Source organism: Flavobacterium microcysteis, assembly GCF_006385255.1.
GTDB lineage: Bacteria > Bacteroidota > Bacteroidia > Flavobacteriales > Flavobacteriaceae > Flavobacterium > Flavobacterium microcysteis.
Window position 1 is genome coordinate 43,289 of record NZ_VFJE01000049.1, and the last position, 17,794, is coordinate 61,082.

15 protein-coding genes are annotated in these 17,794 nt (G+C 36.8%); 10 read left to right on the forward strand and 5 right to left on the reverse strand.

The window, feature by feature from the left end; genetic code table 11:
- Window positions 1-9 precede the first annotated feature (9 nt).
- The 10 genes from FJA49_RS01925 to FJA49_RS01970 all read left to right on the forward strand — a co-directional run bounded on the left by FJA49_RS01925 (window position 10) and on the right by FJA49_RS01970 (window position 9,905).
- A complete protein-coding gene (locus FJA49_RS01925; RefSeq protein WP_139998275.1) occupies window positions 10-1,095 on the forward strand; it encodes a sensor histidine kinase in 1,086 nt (361 codons plus the stop codon).
- Window positions 1,092-1,814, forward strand: coding sequence for a LytR/AlgR family response regulator transcription factor (locus FJA49_RS01930; RefSeq protein ID WP_139998277.1), 723 nt, complete (start codon window positions 1,092-1,094; stop codon window positions 1,812-1,814). Before FJA49_RS01925 ends, FJA49_RS01930 begins: the two co-directional genes overlap by 4 nt.
- An 88-nt stretch (window positions 1,815-1,902) precedes the next feature.
- Window positions 1,903-2,868 carry a Gfo/Idh/MocA family protein gene (locus FJA49_RS01935; RefSeq protein WP_139998279.1) on the forward strand — a complete coding sequence of 322 codons (966 nt, stop codon included), beginning with the start codon at window positions 1,903-1,905 and terminating at the stop codon, window positions 2,866-2,868.
- A 34-nt stretch (window positions 2,869-2,902) separates the two neighbouring features.
- Entirely contained in the window at window positions 2,903-3,790 is an 888-nt protein-coding gene (locus FJA49_RS01940) for a 3-hydroxybutyryl-CoA dehydrogenase (protein WP_139998281.1), read from the forward strand.
- A 274-nt stretch (window positions 3,791-4,064) separates the two neighbouring features.
- Window positions 4,065-5,282 carry a DUF1015 domain-containing protein gene (locus FJA49_RS01945; RefSeq protein WP_139998283.1) on the forward strand — a complete coding sequence of 406 codons (1,218 nt, stop codon included), beginning with the start codon at window positions 4,065-4,067 and terminating at the stop codon, window positions 5,280-5,282.
- 11 nt (window positions 5,283-5,293) lie between these two features.
- A complete protein-coding gene (locus tag FJA49_RS01950; RefSeq protein WP_139998285.1) occupies window positions 5,294-5,956 on the forward strand; it encodes a YggS family pyridoxal phosphate-dependent enzyme in 663 nt (220 codons plus the stop codon).
- 21 nt (window positions 5,957-5,977) lie between these two features.
- Window positions 5,978-7,369 (forward strand): exonuclease domain-containing protein, encoded by a 1,392-nt coding sequence (locus tag FJA49_RS01955; RefSeq protein ID WP_139998287.1) that lies wholly within the window; start codon window positions 5,978-5,980, stop codon window positions 7,367-7,369.
- Window positions 7,370-7,408: 39 nt separating this feature from the next.
- Window positions 7,409-8,227, forward strand: coding sequence for an ion transporter (locus FJA49_RS01960; RefSeq protein ID WP_139998289.1), 819 nt, complete (start codon window positions 7,409-7,411; stop codon window positions 8,225-8,227).
- Window positions 8,224-9,150, forward strand: a complete 927-nt coding sequence (gene miaA / locus FJA49_RS01965; protein WP_139998291.1) for a tRNA (adenosine(37)-N6)-dimethylallyltransferase MiaA — start codon at window positions 8,224-8,226, stop codon at window positions 9,148-9,150. Before FJA49_RS01960 ends, miaA begins: the two co-directional genes overlap by 4 nt.
- A 14-nt stretch (window positions 9,151-9,164) precedes the next feature.
- Window positions 9,165-9,905: an acyl-[acyl-carrier-protein] thioesterase gene (locus FJA49_RS01970; protein WP_139998293.1), complete on the forward strand. Its 741-nt coding sequence runs from the start codon at window positions 9,165-9,167 to the stop codon at window positions 9,903-9,905.
- 40 nt (window positions 9,906-9,945) lie between these two features.
- Here the strand turns inward: FJA49_RS01970 and FJA49_RS01975 are convergent, their stop codons facing one another.
- The 5 genes from FJA49_RS01975 to FJA49_RS01995 all read right to left on the reverse strand — a co-directional run bounded on the left by FJA49_RS01975 (window position 9,946) and on the right by FJA49_RS01995 (window position 17,770).
- Complete coding sequence (locus FJA49_RS01975) at window positions 9,946-10,662, reverse strand: response regulator transcription factor (RefSeq protein ID WP_139998295.1); 717 nt, start codon at window positions 10,660-10,662, stop codon at window positions 9,946-9,948.
- Between the two features lie 3 nt (window positions 10,663-10,665).
- Window positions 10,666-12,249: a sensor histidine kinase gene (locus tag FJA49_RS01980; protein WP_139998297.1), complete on the reverse strand. Its 1,584-nt coding sequence runs from the start codon at window positions 12,247-12,249 to the stop codon at window positions 10,666-10,668.
- A 72-nt stretch (window positions 12,250-12,321) separates the two neighbouring features.
- Window positions 12,322-12,906 (reverse strand): dephospho-CoA kinase, encoded by a 585-nt coding sequence (gene coaE, locus FJA49_RS01985; RefSeq protein ID WP_139998299.1) that lies wholly within the window; start codon window positions 12,904-12,906, stop codon window positions 12,322-12,324.
- Window positions 12,907-12,917: 11 nt separating this feature from the next.
- Complete coding sequence (locus FJA49_RS01990; protein ID WP_139998301.1) at window positions 12,918-13,916, reverse strand: glycosyltransferase; 999 nt, start codon at window positions 13,914-13,916, stop codon at window positions 12,918-12,920.
- Window positions 13,917-14,005: 89 nt separating this feature from the next.
- Window positions 14,006-17,770 carry a T9SS type A sorting domain-containing protein gene (locus FJA49_RS01995; protein WP_139998303.1) on the reverse strand — a complete coding sequence of 1,255 codons (3,765 nt, stop codon included), beginning with the start codon at window positions 17,768-17,770 and terminating at the stop codon, window positions 14,006-14,008.
- Between the last annotated feature and the right edge of the window lie 24 nt (window positions 17,771-17,794).

The window sequence follows — 17,794 nt, forward strand, 5'->3', positions numbered from 1 at the left end:
ATAATAACAATGAAACTTTTAAAGAGCGGTAAATATCACTTATTAAATTTTCTGGGCTGGCAGATATATACTTTCAGTACTTTGACTTTTAGCAAGATTTCTTATGCTAAATTTTCGGAAGGTTTGACATCCAGACAACTTAACGCCTTATATTATACACTATGGGAAGGATTTCTCTGTGCCTTATTAGGGTTTGTTTTGTCGTATATAATACTGTTATTCCTTGAAACGAGGTTTAATCTTTCCAACCTAAGAAAAAAAGACTGGTGGAATCTGTTTTTTGTATTTTCATTTGCACAAGTTATTTACCACTTTGCTTTATGGCCTTTACTTGACATTCCGGTCATGTATTATTTTGGCGTCAGCAATACTGAACATTTGACACTGTTGATGAAAATAACAAATGTGCCAGGGTTTGTAGCGGAGTTTCTTGTTTGGCTTTTTATTATACTGGCAATAAAAATCTATGAATATATCAATGAAGTAAAATTCAACAGGCTTGAACTGGAATCTTCTCTAAAAGAATCGCAACTCAATTCGTTAAAAGGACAAATAAACCCACACTTCATGTTCAACAGCTTGAATAACATTCGTGGACTGATACTTGAAAATCCTTTGAAATCAAGAGAAATGATTACCCGTTTGTCTGAAATGCTTCGGTACTCGCTAACCAAAAACGACATTAATACGATTGCCCTGGAAGAAGAAATTGAAATGGTAGAAAACTTTATCGAAATTTCAAGAATACAGTTGGAAGACCGACTAAAGTATACGCCAAGAATAAACACCAGTCTTCTAAAAGTAGAAATCCCTCCAATGATTATCCAAATGCTGGTTGAAAATGCGGTAAAACATGGCATATCAAAACTCAAGGATGGCGGTGAAATTACGCTGGACATTCAAAACAATAATGAAACCCTGACAATTGTAGTATCTAATACCGGAGCATTAAGTATTGAAAAAGATTCTACCCAACTGGGCATCAAAAATATAGAAAAAAGACTGCAACTCATTTATGGAGAAAATGCTACTTTTAAACTACAGGAAATAGAAAATCAAGTCGTTGCAGAAATAACCATCCTAGTTAAATCATGAAAAAGATAAAAGCTGTAATAGTTGAAGATTCACGCTTGGCCAGAAATGAGTTAAAAGAGCTCATCAAGAATCATCCCGAAATCGAGATTATAGGGGAAGCAGAAAATGTAGATTCCGGCTTCCAGCTTATCAATTCTACCAATCCTGATTTGCTTTTTCTGGATATCAATATGCCGGAAAAAGACGGTTTTCAACTGCTTGAAATGCTTGACAAGGTTCCTATTACCATATTCACCACAGCCTTTGATGAATATGCTATTAAATCGTTTGAATATAATGCTTTGGATTACCTCTTAAAACCTATCAATCCGAAGAGATTTGCAAAAGCCATCGAAAAAGTGGGCCAAAACCTACTTGAAAAGGAAGAACGAAACAGTAAAAAACTTACCCTTAACAATCAGATTTTCTTACGAGACGGAGAAAAATGCTGGCTGGTCAAGATTTCAGACATTTATTTGTTTGAGGTTGACGGAAACTATACTAAAATATTTTTCCAGGATGAAAAAGCCACAATCAGCAAATCGTTAAACCAGATTGAAGAAAAATTGCCTGAAGATTATTTTTTCCGTGCCAATCGGAACCAGATTATAAATGTGGAATATATAGGCAAGATTGACCCGTGGTTTAGCGGCAACCTGCTTGTACACCTTCCCAAAGACACAAAAGTGGAAATCTCCAGAAGGCAAACCAACAATTTTAAAGAAAAATTGAGTCTTTAATTTTTACAAAAAAACTTCGAATATTTTTGTGTTTGCAAGCACTTAAACTTTAAACAATTAATGTTATTTTTGTGGAAAATACATTTATATGCTAAAAGTTGGAGTATTAGGTGCCGGGCATCTAGGAAAAATTCATTTGCGTTTATTACAACAATCTGAAAAATATGAATTAGTAGGCTTTTATGATCCTAATCAGGAAAATGCTGAAAAAGTAGCCAAGGAATTTGGATATAAAAGGTTCGACACTATCGCAAAACTCATCCACGCTGTAGATGTTGTCGATATTGTAACTCCTACCCTTTCTCATTATAAATGCGCCAAGGTAGCTATCAAATCTGGCAAGCACGTTTTCCTTGAAAAACCCATCTCAAACACTGTTGAAGAAGCTGAAGAAATCATTGCTTTGGCTAAAGAATACAACATCAAAGGACAGGTTGGCCATGTGGAGCGATTTAATCCTGCTTTCAAGGCTACGAAAGCAATGATTGAAAATCCGATGTTTATCGAAACACACCGTTTGGCTGAATTCAATCCTCGTGGTACTGATGTCCCAGTTGTTTTAGACCTGATGATACATGATATCGATGCTATATTGAGTGTCGTAAAATCAAAAGTGAAAACCATAAATGCCAGCGGCGTTTCTGTAATTTCTGATACACCGGATATTGCCAATGCCCGTATCGAGTTTGAAAACGGATGCGTGGCAAACCTTACCTCAAGCCGAATTTCTTTAAAAAACATGCGTAAGTCCCGTTTCTTTCAGAAAGACGCCTACATTTCTGTTGATTTCCTGGAGAAAAAATGTGAGGTTGTAAAAATGAAAGACGCTCCTGAAGTACCGGGAGATTTTGACATGATTCTGCAAAATGCCGAAGGTGTCAAAAAGCAAATCTATTTTGATAACCCAGATGTAGAAGCCAATAACGCTATCCTTGATGAGCTGGAAACGTTTGCTGATGCCATCAATAACAACACCACGCCAATCGTAACATTGGAAGATGGTACTGAAGCCTTGAGAGTAGCTTACCAAATCATTGATTGCTTCAAGAAATAATTTCAACCACTAAAAATTTCAAATCTTTAAATAAATGAAAAACATAGCCGTAATCGGAGCCGGAACCATGGGTAACGGAATCGCTCACACTTTTGCACAAAGCGGATTTACAGTAAAACTAATCGATGTTTCAGAAAAGTCATTGGACAAAGGAATGGCAACAATTGCTGCAAACCTTGACCGTATGGTAGCAAAAGGAACAATTACTGAAGATGACAAATTAAAAACCATTAGCAATATCATTACTTATACTGATATCAAAGATGGTGTTGTTGGAGTTGATTTAGTAGTTGAAGCAGCAACCGAAAACGTAGAATTAAAATTGAATATCTTCAAGCAGCTGAATGATGCTTGTTCTCATAATACCATTTTAGCAACCAATACTTCTTCTATTTCTATTACGCAAATAGGTGCTGTAGTGGCACATCCGGAAAGAGTAATTGGTATGCACTTTATGAATCCGGTGCCGATTATGAAATTGGTTGAAATCATCAGAGGTTACAATACATCTGATGAAGTCACTAAAATCATCATGGATTTATCTGTAAAATTAGGAAAAGTTCCTGTTGAGGTAAATGATTATCCTGGATTTGTTGCCAACAGAATCCTGATGCCGATGATTAACGAATCTATCGAAACGCTATACAACGGAGTATCAGGCGTTTATGAAATCGATACGGTAATGAAGCTGGGAATGGCACACCCAATGGGACCTTTACAATTAGCCGATTTTATTGGTCTTGATGTTTGCCTTGCCATTCTGAATGTAATGTATGAAGGTTTTAAAAATCCAAAATATGCACCTTGTCCGCTTTTAGTGAATATGGTTAGAGCTGGAAAACTAGGCGTGAAATCAGGAGAAGGTTTCTATGACTATTCAGAATCCAAAAAAGCTGAAAAAGTAGCAAAGCAATTTATATAATGTTTTAAAGCTGAAAGTTGAAAAGTCTAAAAGTTGGAAAGTTGAAAGTCTAAAGTGAGAGGTTTCTTATTTTAGACTTTTGGTTTTTGAATTTGGGATTTGGGATTTATGATTTTAGATTTTGGATTTATGATTTTAGATTTTTGAATATCTTTTTTCGCCAATAACTCCCAACTATCCACCATACACTATCAATTATCAACTTCCATCTATCCCCTATCAACTATCCACTACTATAAACTATCCACTTTCCACTATCAACTGATTACAATTTATGTCAAAAATTATTCCTTTTAAAGCAGTTCGTCCTACACGTGATAAAGTAAGTCTGGTGACTTCTCGTTCCTATGACGAGTATTCGCCTGCCGAACTGGCTTCGCAATTGGATTTTAATCCGTTTTCATTTTTGCATGTCTTAAATCCTGCGTATGTAAACCAGCAGAAAATAGGACTTGAAAAAAGGTTTAAGTTGGTTGCACAAAAATATCACGACTTTAAAGAGGAAGATGTACTGATCAAGGAAGAAAAACCCGTTTTCTTTCTGTATGAGATACAGACCAAAACGCAGACTTTTACCGGAATAATTGCAGGCACAAGTATTGAAGATTACCAAAACAATGTCATCAAAAAACATGAAGACACGCTACAATATCGTGTAGAGCTATTCAAAGATTATCTTCATAGCACAGGATTTAATACGGAACCCGTTCTGATTACGTATCCTGACGATGCTGAATTGACCAATTGGATACTTGAAAAAAAACAGGCCGATTCGCTTTATGAGTTCTCCACTACCAAGAGGGAAAAACATATCCTTTGGAAGATTGAAACTCCCGAAGAAATTTCCTGGCTACAACATAAATTTGAAGCAATAGGAAGCGTTTATATTGCTGATGGCCACCACAGATCGGCTTCCGCTGAATTGTTGTATGAAGAAGACAAAGCTTCAGGAAACGAAAATCTCAACTATTTTATGAGCTTTCTGATTGCTGAAAGCAATGTCAAGATATACGAATACAATAGAATTATCCGTGATTTGAACGGACATTCTAAAGAGGATTTCCTTGCCCTATTATCCAATGAATTCTGGATTAAAAATAAGGAGCAGGAATTATGGAAACCAACCAAAAAATTTGAGTTCGGAATGTATCTTGACAATGAGTTTTATTCTCTGGTTTTAAAAGATGGTCATAGTTTCTCTTCTGTTTTAGAAAGTCTAGATGCACAGATATTGTATACAAAAGTGCTACATCCTATTCTTGGGATTACCGATTTGAGAAATGATGAACGCATAGATTATATTCCTGGAAAACAATCTATCGTAACGATAAAAGAAGTGATTGATGAAGGCGAGTTTGAGTTAGGTTTTATGCTTTTCCCAACCGATATTTCAGAGATTAAAGAACTGGCAGACAACAACCTGATCATGCCTCCAAAAAGTACGTATATCGATCCGAAATTTAGAAGTGGATTGGTAGTTTATGAATTATAATCATTTCAATAATGTCAATAAAAAATAACCTTCTTGAAATAAAATCTGCATTACCAGACCATGTAACGCTTGTAGCCGTTTCCAAAACAAAGCCGGTTGCTGACCTAATGGAAGCCTATGAAGCAGGACAGCGTATTTTTGGCGAAAACAAGATTCAGGAAATGGCCGAAAAGTTTGAGCAGATGCCAAAGGATATCGAATGGCATATGATTGGCCATGTACAAACGAATAAGGTCAAATTTATGGCATCATTTGTGAGTTTGGTTCATGGTGTTGACAGTTCTCGATTATTAGAGGAAATCAACAAACAAGCTCTAAAAAACAATCGGGTTATCGACTGTCTTTTACAGGTTCATATTGCGGAAGAAGAGACAAAATTTGGGTTAAGTGAATCAGAACTTAACGAATTATTGCAATCGGATACTTTTGCCCAATTAAAAAATATAAAAATCAAAGGCCTGATGGGAATGGCAACATTTACTGACGACCAAAACCAAATCAGAAAAGAATTCAACCACTTGAAATCTATTTTTGACCGCCTGGCACAATCTCTAAAAGCCGATAATTGCGAGATAAAAATACTTTCTATGGGAATGTCTGGCGATTATCAGCTGGCAATTGATTGCGGAAGCACAATGGTTCGGATTGGAAGTAGTATCTTTGGGACTAGATAATTAAATAAACCTGCAATACAGTTGCAGACTAACAGAAACGTAAAAAAGAATTTGTACGCAATATTAGACATAGAAACAACCGGCGGCCAATATAATGAAGAAGGAATTACCGAAATTGCTATCTATAAATTTGACGGACACGAAATTGTTGACCAATTCATAAGTCTTGTCAATCCCGAAAAGACAATACAGCCTTTTGTAGTTAAATTAACCGGCATTAATAATGCCATGTTAAACAGCGCACCCAAGTTTTATGAAATTGCGAAACGCATTATTGAAATCACGGAAGATTGTATTATCGTGGCTCATAATGCGCAATTCGATTACAGGATTCTGCGTACGGAATTTTCACGCCTTGGTTATGACTTTCAGCGTAAAAACCTATGTACAGTAGAATTATCTAAAAAATTAATTCCTGACCAGCCTTCTTACAGTTTAGGAAAGTTAGTCCGTGCACTGGGCATTCCTATGGCTGACAGGCATCGAGCTACGGGTGATGCTATGGCTACCGTAAAGCTTTTCAAAATGTTATTGGCCAAAGACCTTGAAAAAGAAATCGTCAAGAGTTTTGTCAAAACCGAAATCGAAAAGGGACTTGCTCCAAAACTTCTCGATATAGTATCAAAACTGCCTTCTACAACTGGGATTTATTATATCCATAAAGAAAATGGTGACCTGATTTATATTGGGAAAAGCCGAAATATTAAAAAACGTGTCAACCAGCATTTTACCGGCACTACTTCCAAATCAAAAAAAATACAGCTGGAAGTTTTTGATGTGACTTATGAAGAAACTGGAAGCGAACTGATTGCGCTTTTAAAAGAAGCTGAGGAAATCAAAATCAACAAGCCAAAATACAACCGCTCCCTAAAAAAGAGCATTTTTCCATGGTCACTTTATTCTGAGAAAGACCGCAACGGCTATATCGCATTAAGAATCCAAAAAACAGATGCCCGAAAAAAAGAACTGGCATCGTTTTCCAGCCCTATAGAAGCCCAAAGCGCCTTGTTCAAGATAACGGACAGGTATGAGCTTTGCCAGAAAATAAACGGCCTTGAAATTGTAAAAAACCATTGTTTCCCATTTGAACTCAACCAATGCAAGGGTGCCTGTATCCAAAAAGAATCTCCAGAGGAATACAATATCCGTGTAGAAAGTTTTTTTGAGAATAACGAGTACCAGAAGCAGAATATGATTGTTATTGATCGGGGAAGAAACATTCAGGAAAGAAGCGCAATACTGATTGAAGACGGAGTTTTTAAAGGCTATGCCTTTTTTGATCTCAATTATCAGGTAAACAATATCGAGATTCTGAAAAACATCATCATTCCGATGAAGAACAACCGGGATTCAAAAAATATAATTTTGAACTATCTCAGAAAAAAGAAAGTCTTTAAAATCTTATCGTTTTAAGACTTTTAGTAAATTTGATATAATCCGATAACAACTGATTTGGAAATCACAAAAACAGAAAAGCTAAGAAAGAAGCTTCATGAAATTATTTATGAAGCTGATACGCCATTTGGTAAACTTTTTGACCTTATTCTGCTATTGCTGATCATTATAAGTATTGTTGCCGTAATGCTTGAAAGCGTTGCCTCAATACGATTGGTATATGGTAAAGAGCTTGCCATTATTGAATGGATTATCACTGTTTTCTTTACGCTTGAATACATTGGACGAGTAATTGCCGTCAAAAAGCCTTTAAAATATATTTTTAGCTTTTACGGAATTATCGACTTGCTGGCTACCTTACCTACTTATGTTGATTTACTTTTTCCAGGATTACATTTTCTTGTTTCCTTACGTGCAGTCAGGTTACTCCGTATTTTCAGGATATTAAAGCTCGTGCATTTTGTTGGAGCGTCCAATCAGCTGGTTTATGCCTTAAAAAAAAGCCGGTTGAAAATTGCCGTTTTTCTTTTTAGTGTAATTGTACTCTGTATTATTCTGGGAACAATCATGTATATGATTGAAGGACCTGAAAGTGGTTTTACAAGCATTCCTATGAGTATTTATTGGACAATTGTTACCTTAACTACTGTAGGTTTTGGCGATATTACGCCAGTTACTCCATTCGGTCAATTCGTTTCTATGATTATTATGATTTTAGGATATGGAATCATTGCAGTTCCTACCGGATTGGTTACCGCTGAGTTTATGTCAAAAGGCAGGACGGTTCATGAAAACACTCAGGTCTGTCCTAATTGCAGTGCCGATCATCACAGAGACGATGCGAAATATTGTTATCATTGCGGACATACCTTATGAAATATCTGATTATTGTTATCGGGCCGACAGCTATCGGCAAAACTGCCTTGAGCATCCAACTTGCCAAAAGCTTTGGCTGTGAGATTATTTCATGTGATTCAAGACAGTTTTTTAAAGAAATGACAATAGGGACGGCAGTTCCATCAAAAGAAGAACTTGATGCTGCTGTGCATCATTTCATCCAGAATAAATCCATTTTTGAGAATTATACTGTAGGTGATTTTGAGCGTGAAGCAATCAGCATGCTCGACAAATTATACAAAACAAATGATTGTGCCGTATTAGTAGGTGGTTCCGGATTGTATGTCGATGCAATACTAAAAGGATTTGATAGTTTTCCGAAGATTGATCCATCCATACGGGAAGAAATTATCGCCAACTACGAAAAATTAGGTATTGGCTATTTACAGCAAGAATTAGAGAAGCTGGATAAACCTTATTTTGATACGATTTCAAAAGAAAATCCGCAAACATTACTGAATCCTCAAAGACTGATGCGTTTTGTAGAAGTATGCATTGGAAGCGGAAAACCCTATTCTTCTTTCTTAAATCAGAAAAAAAATACCCGGAATTTTATTCCAATTCTAATAGGCTTAGAAGCTGAACGGGTTGACATGTATGAACGGATTAATCTTCGTGTCGACCTGATGATGCAGGCTGGGCTATTAAAAGAAGCGAAACGCCTTTATCCAAACAAAGATTTGAATGCCTTGCAAACCGTTGGCTATCGCGAATTATTTAGCTATTTTGATGGTGATGGTACTTTGGATTTTGCCGTTGAGGAAATCAAGAAAAATACACGACGTTTTGCCAAACGCCAGATGACATGGTTTAAAAGAACAGAAAACGTTAAATGGTTTGACTACAAAACCGATTTTGATGTAATTTTAGAGTATATCGAAAAAACCATTGAAACAACCTAAAAATCCATCTATTTATGCCAATAGCCTCAAATTTCACATCCATCTATAGTCGGGATTGGGAACTGAATTTTACCCACTGTACACCTAACGGTTATCTTAAATACACAGATCTCTGCAATTTGCTTCAACTTACTGCCGGCGATCATGCCGATATTGGTGGCATTAGCTTTACTGATATGCAGCAGCACAATCAGGCCTGGGTATTAAGCCGGATGAAACTTGAAATCGAGTCACTCCCAAAATGGAGAGACATTGTTACTGTAAAAACCTGGATTGTTTCTTTAGAGAACTCACGTTCTGTTAGAGCTTTAGAAATGCATGTTAACGGCAAAAAGGTGATTGGTTGTGAAACCTATTGGGCGGTTTTTAATACCAAATTACGCCGACCGGAGACTTTAGCACTTCCGCATGAGCATTTTGAAAAATACCCTGAACGGTTTGCTACTGTAGAACGAGTGAAGAAAATAGAGCTTCTGGATACGCTGAAAAAAATAGGCTCCCGAAAAGTCGTGCTTTCTGACCTTGATATTGTCAACCATGTAAATAATGTGAAATATCTGGAATGGTGTCTTGACCTTGTCAACCCTAAATCAATCCTGAAACAACAACTAAAAAGCTTTGACATGAATTTCATGAAGGAACTCGTGCTTGGTGATGAAGTAGCCATTGACGAAACAGCTGATACTAGCAAATCTATCTTTTCCATTACTAAAAACGGAAAACCTTGTTTTGCCTTAGAGCTAGACTGGAAATAAGCCAAAAAAAAAGCTCCAATTTCTTGAAGCTTTTCTCGTATTATTCTGAAACTTTGTTTTTGACTACAAGTCTAAAACCTTCACCGTGGATGTTTAGTATTTCTACATCCTCGTCTGCTTTCAAGTATTTTCTTAGTTTTGCGATGTAAACATCCATACTTCTTGAAGTGAAGTAGTTGTCATCACGCCAGATTTTTGTCAACGCTAATTCTCTAGGCATTAAGTCGTTTTCGTGAACCGCAAGCATTTTAAGTAACTCGTTTTCTTTTGGGGAAAGTTTAATTGGTTCATCTTCTTTAAATGTCAAGAAACGCAATTTTGAATTCAGGTGGAAATTTCCAATTTGGAATTCAAATTTAGTGTTGTCTGCTTTGCTATCTGAAGCCTTTCTCTGAATAATAGCTTTGATTTTCATCAATAATACTTCAGAGTCAAATGGCTTGTTCAAATAATCGTCAGCCCCTACCTTATAGCCTTTTAGCACATCTTCTTTCATAGATTTTGCCGTTAAAAAGATCAGAGGAATGTCCTTGTTTTTTTCTCTGATTTCTTTAGCTAAAGTATATCCGTCTTTGTAAGGCATCATTACGTCAAGTATGCACAAATCGAAGGTGTCTTTTTTAAATTTTTCGAAACCTTCCATTCCGTTTTTAGCCAAGGTAACCTCGAAATCGTTGAGACTCAAATAATCTTTCAAAATTGAACCAAAGTTAGGATCGTCTTCGACTAGGAGGATTTTCTTGTTTACATTTTCCATAGCTTAATTAATTAGTGGTAATTTTATAATGAAGGTACTGCCCTTCCCTTTTTCGCTTTCTACAAATATTTGACCGTTGTGGTCGTCTACTATTCTTTTTACGTAAGCCAAGCCTAAACCGTGACCTTTTACGTTATGCAAATCTCCGGTATGTTCTCTATAGAACTTTTCGAAAATTCTTTTTTGTGCCACCTTGCTCATTCCTTGTCCCTGGTCTTTTACTTTGATCAGGATAAAGTCTTTGACATTTTCAGTATAAATATCAATTATAGGAGCTTCTGGCGAATATTTAATCGCATTGTCTAAAATGTTTACCATTACGTTGGTAAAGTGAACATCATTGACAAGCGTTGTTGTTCTTGTTGCATTAAAATGCGTTCTTATTGTTCCTTGCCTGTCTTCGATAATCAGATTCACGTGCTCAACTGCATCTTCAACAATTGTCTGCACATCAATTGGATCTTTATTGATTTCAAGTTCTTTTTTCTCCAACTTGGAAATCCTAAGAACATTCTCCACCTGGGCATGCATACGTTTGTTTTCGTCTCGTATCATTTGGAGATAACGATGTACTTTTTCCTTATCTTCAATAATCTTTGGATTCTTAATCGCATCCAAAGCCAGGTTTATCGTTGCAATTGGTGTTTTGAACTCGTGTGTCATATTATTGATAAAATCCGTCTTGATTTCTGAAATCTGTCGCTGTTTTATCAATTGGTTCAAAGCACTAGCATAGGCAATAATAATAATCAGGGTAAATGTGATTGACAAAATTGTAATTCCAATCAAATCTGTAAAAAGGAATTTCTTTTTTTCTGGGAAGCTTACCAACAATTGGTATTTGCTTTTTCCGTCACTATCTGTCAGGATAGGCGTCTGAAAAGTAGAATTCTTATCAAACTTAAAATTGTCTGATCTGATTTTTGTTGCTAGGCCATCACTGTAAATACCAAATTCGAAAGGTGTCTTTACTTCATACTGCTTCAATTCCTGCTGCAACATTTTTTGCAACTTTTCTTTTGAAACCCTATCCTTCAAAGGTTTTGTATCTGCAATATCTTTATAGAACATATCGAATTGTGCCCTTTCGAGCATTTCGATGTTTCCAGATTTTTCAATTGTTATATCTGGAGTGGTATTTTTCTGGATGCCAGAATTGTCAATCGGTTTGCCTGAATATATTTCAGTCCGGCGTTTAGAAATAAAATTTTGCGCCTTAACCGAATCTTTTTTCTTATCAAAGAACGTCAGATTGATATTATAATCCTCTGCAATAATGTTGTTTGAATAAATAATAGTTTCGTTCGTAACTTTGTTCTTCTGCACAAGAACAAAGTCCAGCAATTGGCTTGGATTTGGGTCTTTTCCAATGCTGTCACGCAAAATGTTATACTGATTTACAATTGTATAAGTTTCCTGCTGCTTTAATTTTTCTGAAACATTCCCTATAACTTGCTGTACATGATATTTAAATTGCTCTTCATTATTATTAAATGATGTATTAATCAAATATAACTGAACCAAAATAATTCCTATCAAAGATAGGCTCATCAACACAACCAGTAAGCGAAACAATGTCTTATTCATCAAAAACAAAATTAACATTTTAACATTTAATCAATGAATACATTAACCAAACATTAACATCTAATTGATAAATTATTGATTTCTTAATAGGGTAATTATGTTTTCTGCAGATTGCTTTGCTTTTTCCAAATCGATGTTTTCAATGACATAATCACTAAGGGCTTTTTTCCTCTCATCATCCCATTGGTGCAGCATACGCTGCTCTACAGCTTCTCTTGTAACGGCATCTCTCTTCATGACTCTTTCTATGCGATATTCTTTTGGAGCAGTGACCAAAATAATTTTATCACAATCCTTATAGCTTCCGCTTTCGAAGAGAATTGCGGCTTCTTTAACTACTAAAGGATAATTGTCATGCTGTTTTACCCAATTTTTAAAATGTAGGTACACTTCAGGGTGGATAATACTATTGTATTTTTTGAGTTTTTCAGAGTCTTGAAAAACCAATGCAGCTATTTTCTTCCTGTCAATTCTTCCATTTTCTAATATATCATTTCCAAAAAGGGCCACTACCTGAGCAATTACCGAATCCGTATCCAGTATTTTTTTTGCTTCTGTATCAGCAATATAAACCGGGATTCCAAGCGATTCGATATGTTTGGCAATAGAACTTTTCCCACTTCCGATTCCTCCCGTAAGCCCAATGATTTTTGTCATGATGATAACATTTAATTTTTAAAAAACAGTTCCGGAAATACTTCCTGAGGTTTCTTTTTTAGCAATTTGATATTCCAGAATGACTTCAGGAAACCTGTGCCATAGCCATAGAATTGCGTCATTACAGCAACAAGGGAAAAAAATCCTATTTTCAGGCTTTTGTTTTGTATAGTTGAAACAATGAAAATGGCTAAAAAATAAAGACCATATAAAGCCAAAAAGAGGCTTATTCCTAATACCCAAAATAAGATGGATGCAATGAAACCTATAAGAAACAGTGTTGGAAAGAAAAAAGTAAGTTTGCTGTATTCCGGATACCAGCTATCTAATATGGGTCTGGCTTTTCCAAACTTATTGACTTGTTTGTAGAATTTTGACCAGTCAATCCTTCTTTTATGATAAACATATGCGTTTGGAAATAATCTAGTCTCAAAATTCATTTTCCAAAGCCTTATAGAAAGATCCGGGTCTTCACCGGGATGGATATTCCCATATCCCTGACTTGCTTCAAATGCTTTTTTAGATAATCCCATATTGAAACTTCTGGGCTGGAATTTATCTATTTTTTCAGAGCCTCCCCTAATTCCTCCTGTTGTTAGAAAAGAAGTCATTGAAAAATTTATAGCTTTCTGTATGTCTGAAAAACTATCCAATGCTTTGTCAGGACCTCCGAAACAATCCACATAATTTAATTTCAACGCTTTTTCTACTTCTGAAAGATAGTCTGGCGGAAGGATACAGTCTGAGTCCAAAATCAAAAAGTAATCGCCTTGGGCTTTTCTCATTCCAAAATTTCTGGAATCGCCAGGGCCTGAATTTTCTTTAAAATAATACGAAATAGTCAGTTTCTCCTGATATGCATCTGTAATATGCCGACATGGAACAGTCGAACCGTCCTCAACTACAACAACTTCATAAGCTTGATCGTATTTTTGTAAAACCAGGCTTTGTAAAAGCTCATCTATTTCGTCCGGCCTGTTATAAACCGGTATTATAAAAGAAAATTTCATACGGAATTTTAAACTTTAACAAAGATAACTTTTATAAATAAAAAAACCATCCTGTTCAAGGATGGCTTTTATTGCTATTTAAAAATGCATTAGTTTTTGACAATTTTTACATTTTTCATCAGACTACCTATCGTAGCTTTCAAAATATAGGTTCCTTTTGGCAGTTGTGAAAAATCAAGTTGTTCTTGCATTGTACCTACCTTTTTAGAAAAAACTCTTTGTCCTAAAAGATTATAAATTTCTACTGAATTTATGGTTTCTGAAGCAACCAGATTCAGCGTATTTGATACCGGATTCGGATAGTATTTGAAGTCAATTGTATCAAAATCATCGATACCCAAAAGAATTCCTGCTGTTACGGAAAGCCTCGTACTACTTTCACAACCATTTATGGTCTGTGAAGCATAATAGGTCACTCCACTCACTAATAATGTTGACAGTGATAAGATATTCCCTCCGGTTTCAGCATCATACCAAATGATATCGCTTCCATTGACAATAAAATTGGCTACCGTTTGTCCTGTTAAGAAATCCTGAACCGGAGTACCTGTTGGAGCTGCTACGGTTCCGGTACAGATTATTTGTCCGTGAGAGAAATAGCCTGTATAATCAGAAGCCATGATTGGATAATAAGTAGTCAGAGTGCCTGCCGAAACTATTGAAACTGGAGAAAATACGGCATACTCACCATTTGCTGTTGCTGATTTCAGCATTTTACTATTTGCTGCTATGCTTGCATCAGTAATCCTAACGTTTGCGTTGACTAAATTTGCATTTCCAGCAATAAGGACTGCTTCCCAACGGTTATTTGATAGTGATGATACATTGGATGGAAAAGTTCCTGAATTTACAGTAAACGCTTCTCCTTTTATCTGCAAAGCACCACCCGAAGTTGACGGATCAACATACAACGGCAGGTAGCTTCCGTCTTTTCCAACCGGATAGATTGTCACATTAGAATATGTACCCGCTGCTGTTCTGCCAGAACCAAATGTTCTTGCCAGAGGCCCATTGATATAAGCTGTGGCAGAACCGCCTGCAATATCACCTGCTGCTGTTGCCGTTCCTACGGTTAGCAAATTGGTATTCGATGTATTAATTTTGCCTTCAGTAAGCGTTAAGGTTCCGCTTAGTGATATAGGCGCATTCACGGTTACTCCAGCCGAACTTCCGTTATTGAACACCATGTTTGTAAAATTAGCAGTAGGTGAAACGGCTAGGTTTCTTATAATTCCATTATTGTTGAGTTGTTGTAAGTTCAAACTTGGGCCAAAAGCCACTGTTGATTCATTTACAAATCTTGCATTTGCAAAGAAAAATCCTGTTGTTGATGTGAGTATTCCTCCCGAATTGACTGTTACATTGCCATTTAAATAAACTGTGGATATACGGCATTCCGCACCATTGTTGATTGTCAGGTTTCCATTAACAGGCACCGGATAAGTGCTCGTCAAATAGCGGTTTGTTCCTTCCGGACCTTCAACGATGACATTTCCAAAAGGCAAACCGGTTATCGTTGCCCAGCAATTTACTCTAAAACCATTTGTAGCATTTCCGCCAGACTGTGTCGATACACCATCACCAAATCGGATTGTATGGTCAGAAGTTACATTTACTGAACCATCAAAAGTCCCATCTATTCTTAAAACATCATTTGCTATTGTTGAAGCATGCGGATCAACTATGGTTAACATTCCTCCTGTCCAATTCAGGCTTTCAGGTTCTTCTGGGATTATATTGATAATTCGTGTTCCATTAGGTACGCTGGTTGCTGTATTTCCGGAGTTTCCGTCCACATTGATATTTCCTCCACTTTGGGAAAATACCGAACCAAACGATGTAGCAATATTACCATTAACATTCAAAGTTCCAGCAGTGACTTCTAAAACCCCTAAAACATTTAGCGAGTTATTATTGTCTGTGCATCCTACTATCAAATCACCTCCTGAGACTGAAAGTTTTCCGCCAAGAGAAATGGTAAGGCCTTTGCATACGTTTCCAGCAGCGTTTACGCTTATTGTATGGTTAGGCGCAATACTAACTATTTCTGTGCAATTTGGCACATTTCCTTTACTCCAAATAGCAGCATTGTTCCAGTTACCGCTCGCTATTGAAGAATTAGGCGTATCGGCAAAAGCAATTCCCATATAAAGAGGTGCTTGTGTTAGCTGCACTAATGTCAGTCCGGTTCTCTGTGCCAATGGAAGATTAGTCCCGTTAAGGTGTGTGCCTTCAATTGGTGCTGTTTCTCTAACAATCCTGTTATTTCCGTTGGAAGTCAAATAAGCATTTTGTCCAATAAGTGCAACGTTATAAGTTGCTGAAGTAGGAACTGTGCCCGGTGTCGAGAATGCCCAGTTGCCATCATATCTTGAATCAAGCACATAACCGGCATCGGAAATTGTCGATACTGAGGTTGTCGAAGCATCTACATATTTACATGCTATTTGTCCTCCAACTGTAGGCGTAACACGCTGTACATAGGCAGCTCTGTTTATTCCGGCACTGTTGATAAAAGGATATCTTCCTAAAGCGGCTGTTGGCAAGTTTCCAGATGTTAATGCAGTTCCTGTAGCTGTGTTGGCCCACCATCTTGAGAAAGTTCCGGATATAAATCCTCCTGAAGTGTAAATAAGCGCCCCTATTGCATTATTTCCGGTTCCGGCAGCTACTCCTGTACCCAAAGTCAATGTATTGTTTCCTAGGGCTACTTTTCCTTTTGTAAAAGTAAGATTACCTCCTACTCTAAGGTCATTAAAATTCCATGTTATTATCCCTGAAGAAGAGTTATTAATGGTAAGGTTCCTGATAAGATTATTTGTAAACGTACCAGTTCCTCCAACGGTTTGAGGAATACTACCATCAAATGTCAAAATATTATTAACTGCCGTTCCTTTAGAAAGGTCGACATTTCCATTATTTGTAAAGTTTCTGGAAACTACCAGGCTTTTTCCTGTCGTACCGGCAAAAGCGTCCAAATTACCTCCTGTATTTACCAACAGATTGCCTTTTACAGCAAACGTAGCAGCTGCAGTAGCATAATTCAGCGTTCCGTTTACTGTCAGGTCATTGATTGCTAAATTATTTGTGTTTAGCGTTACTGTTGTTCCTGTTGAAATTATCGCATTGTCAGCGTTAGTAGGAACTGCATTTATATCCCAGGTAGCTGCTAAATTCCAATTTCCTGACGCTACAGACGTAAAGTTTCTAGGCGGGTTGGATATCATTGAAACCTGATCGATTGCCGCTGGCGGATTCACAACATCCAAGATATCGGATTTCCAACTGAAAACCAACCTATAAGACATTCCAGGGACAACAGCCATAGAAATATTGGCAGTGCTCCAATTTGTAGAGCTTAATTTATATAACGTACCGATTTGATAGTTTGGCGGTATTGGAACTCCAGAAACAGGATTGTAGGATGAAGGCACTAAAAAGGCTTTCATATTATCCCAGTCATTAGCTGCTGTTCCTTCACCTCCAACTTTCCATCTAAAGGAGATGGCAATTTTGGGCTCATTAGCAGGAACTGCTATTTCCTTATACAAATGGATAACCGAACTTGTCTGTGAATATTGCCAGGTTGTACCTCCTGTAGAAGAAACAAAAGCACAACGTGTTCCTGCTCCTACGCCTGGAACATTTCCTACATTCCAGCTATCAACAGAAGCATTTACTGCAGTCCATCCGTTAGAAGCCAATGTATTTCCATTTTCAAATCCTCCGTCAGCAGTCGGACTTATCAAAGTGGTTTGGGAAAAGGTGCTTGTGGAGATTAAAAGCAATAGAAACTTTAAAAATAGCTTTGTTTTTACTCTTTGAGTGATGGAGCCAAAGTAGTTTTTTTCCATAGGTTAATTATTTGGGGTAAAATA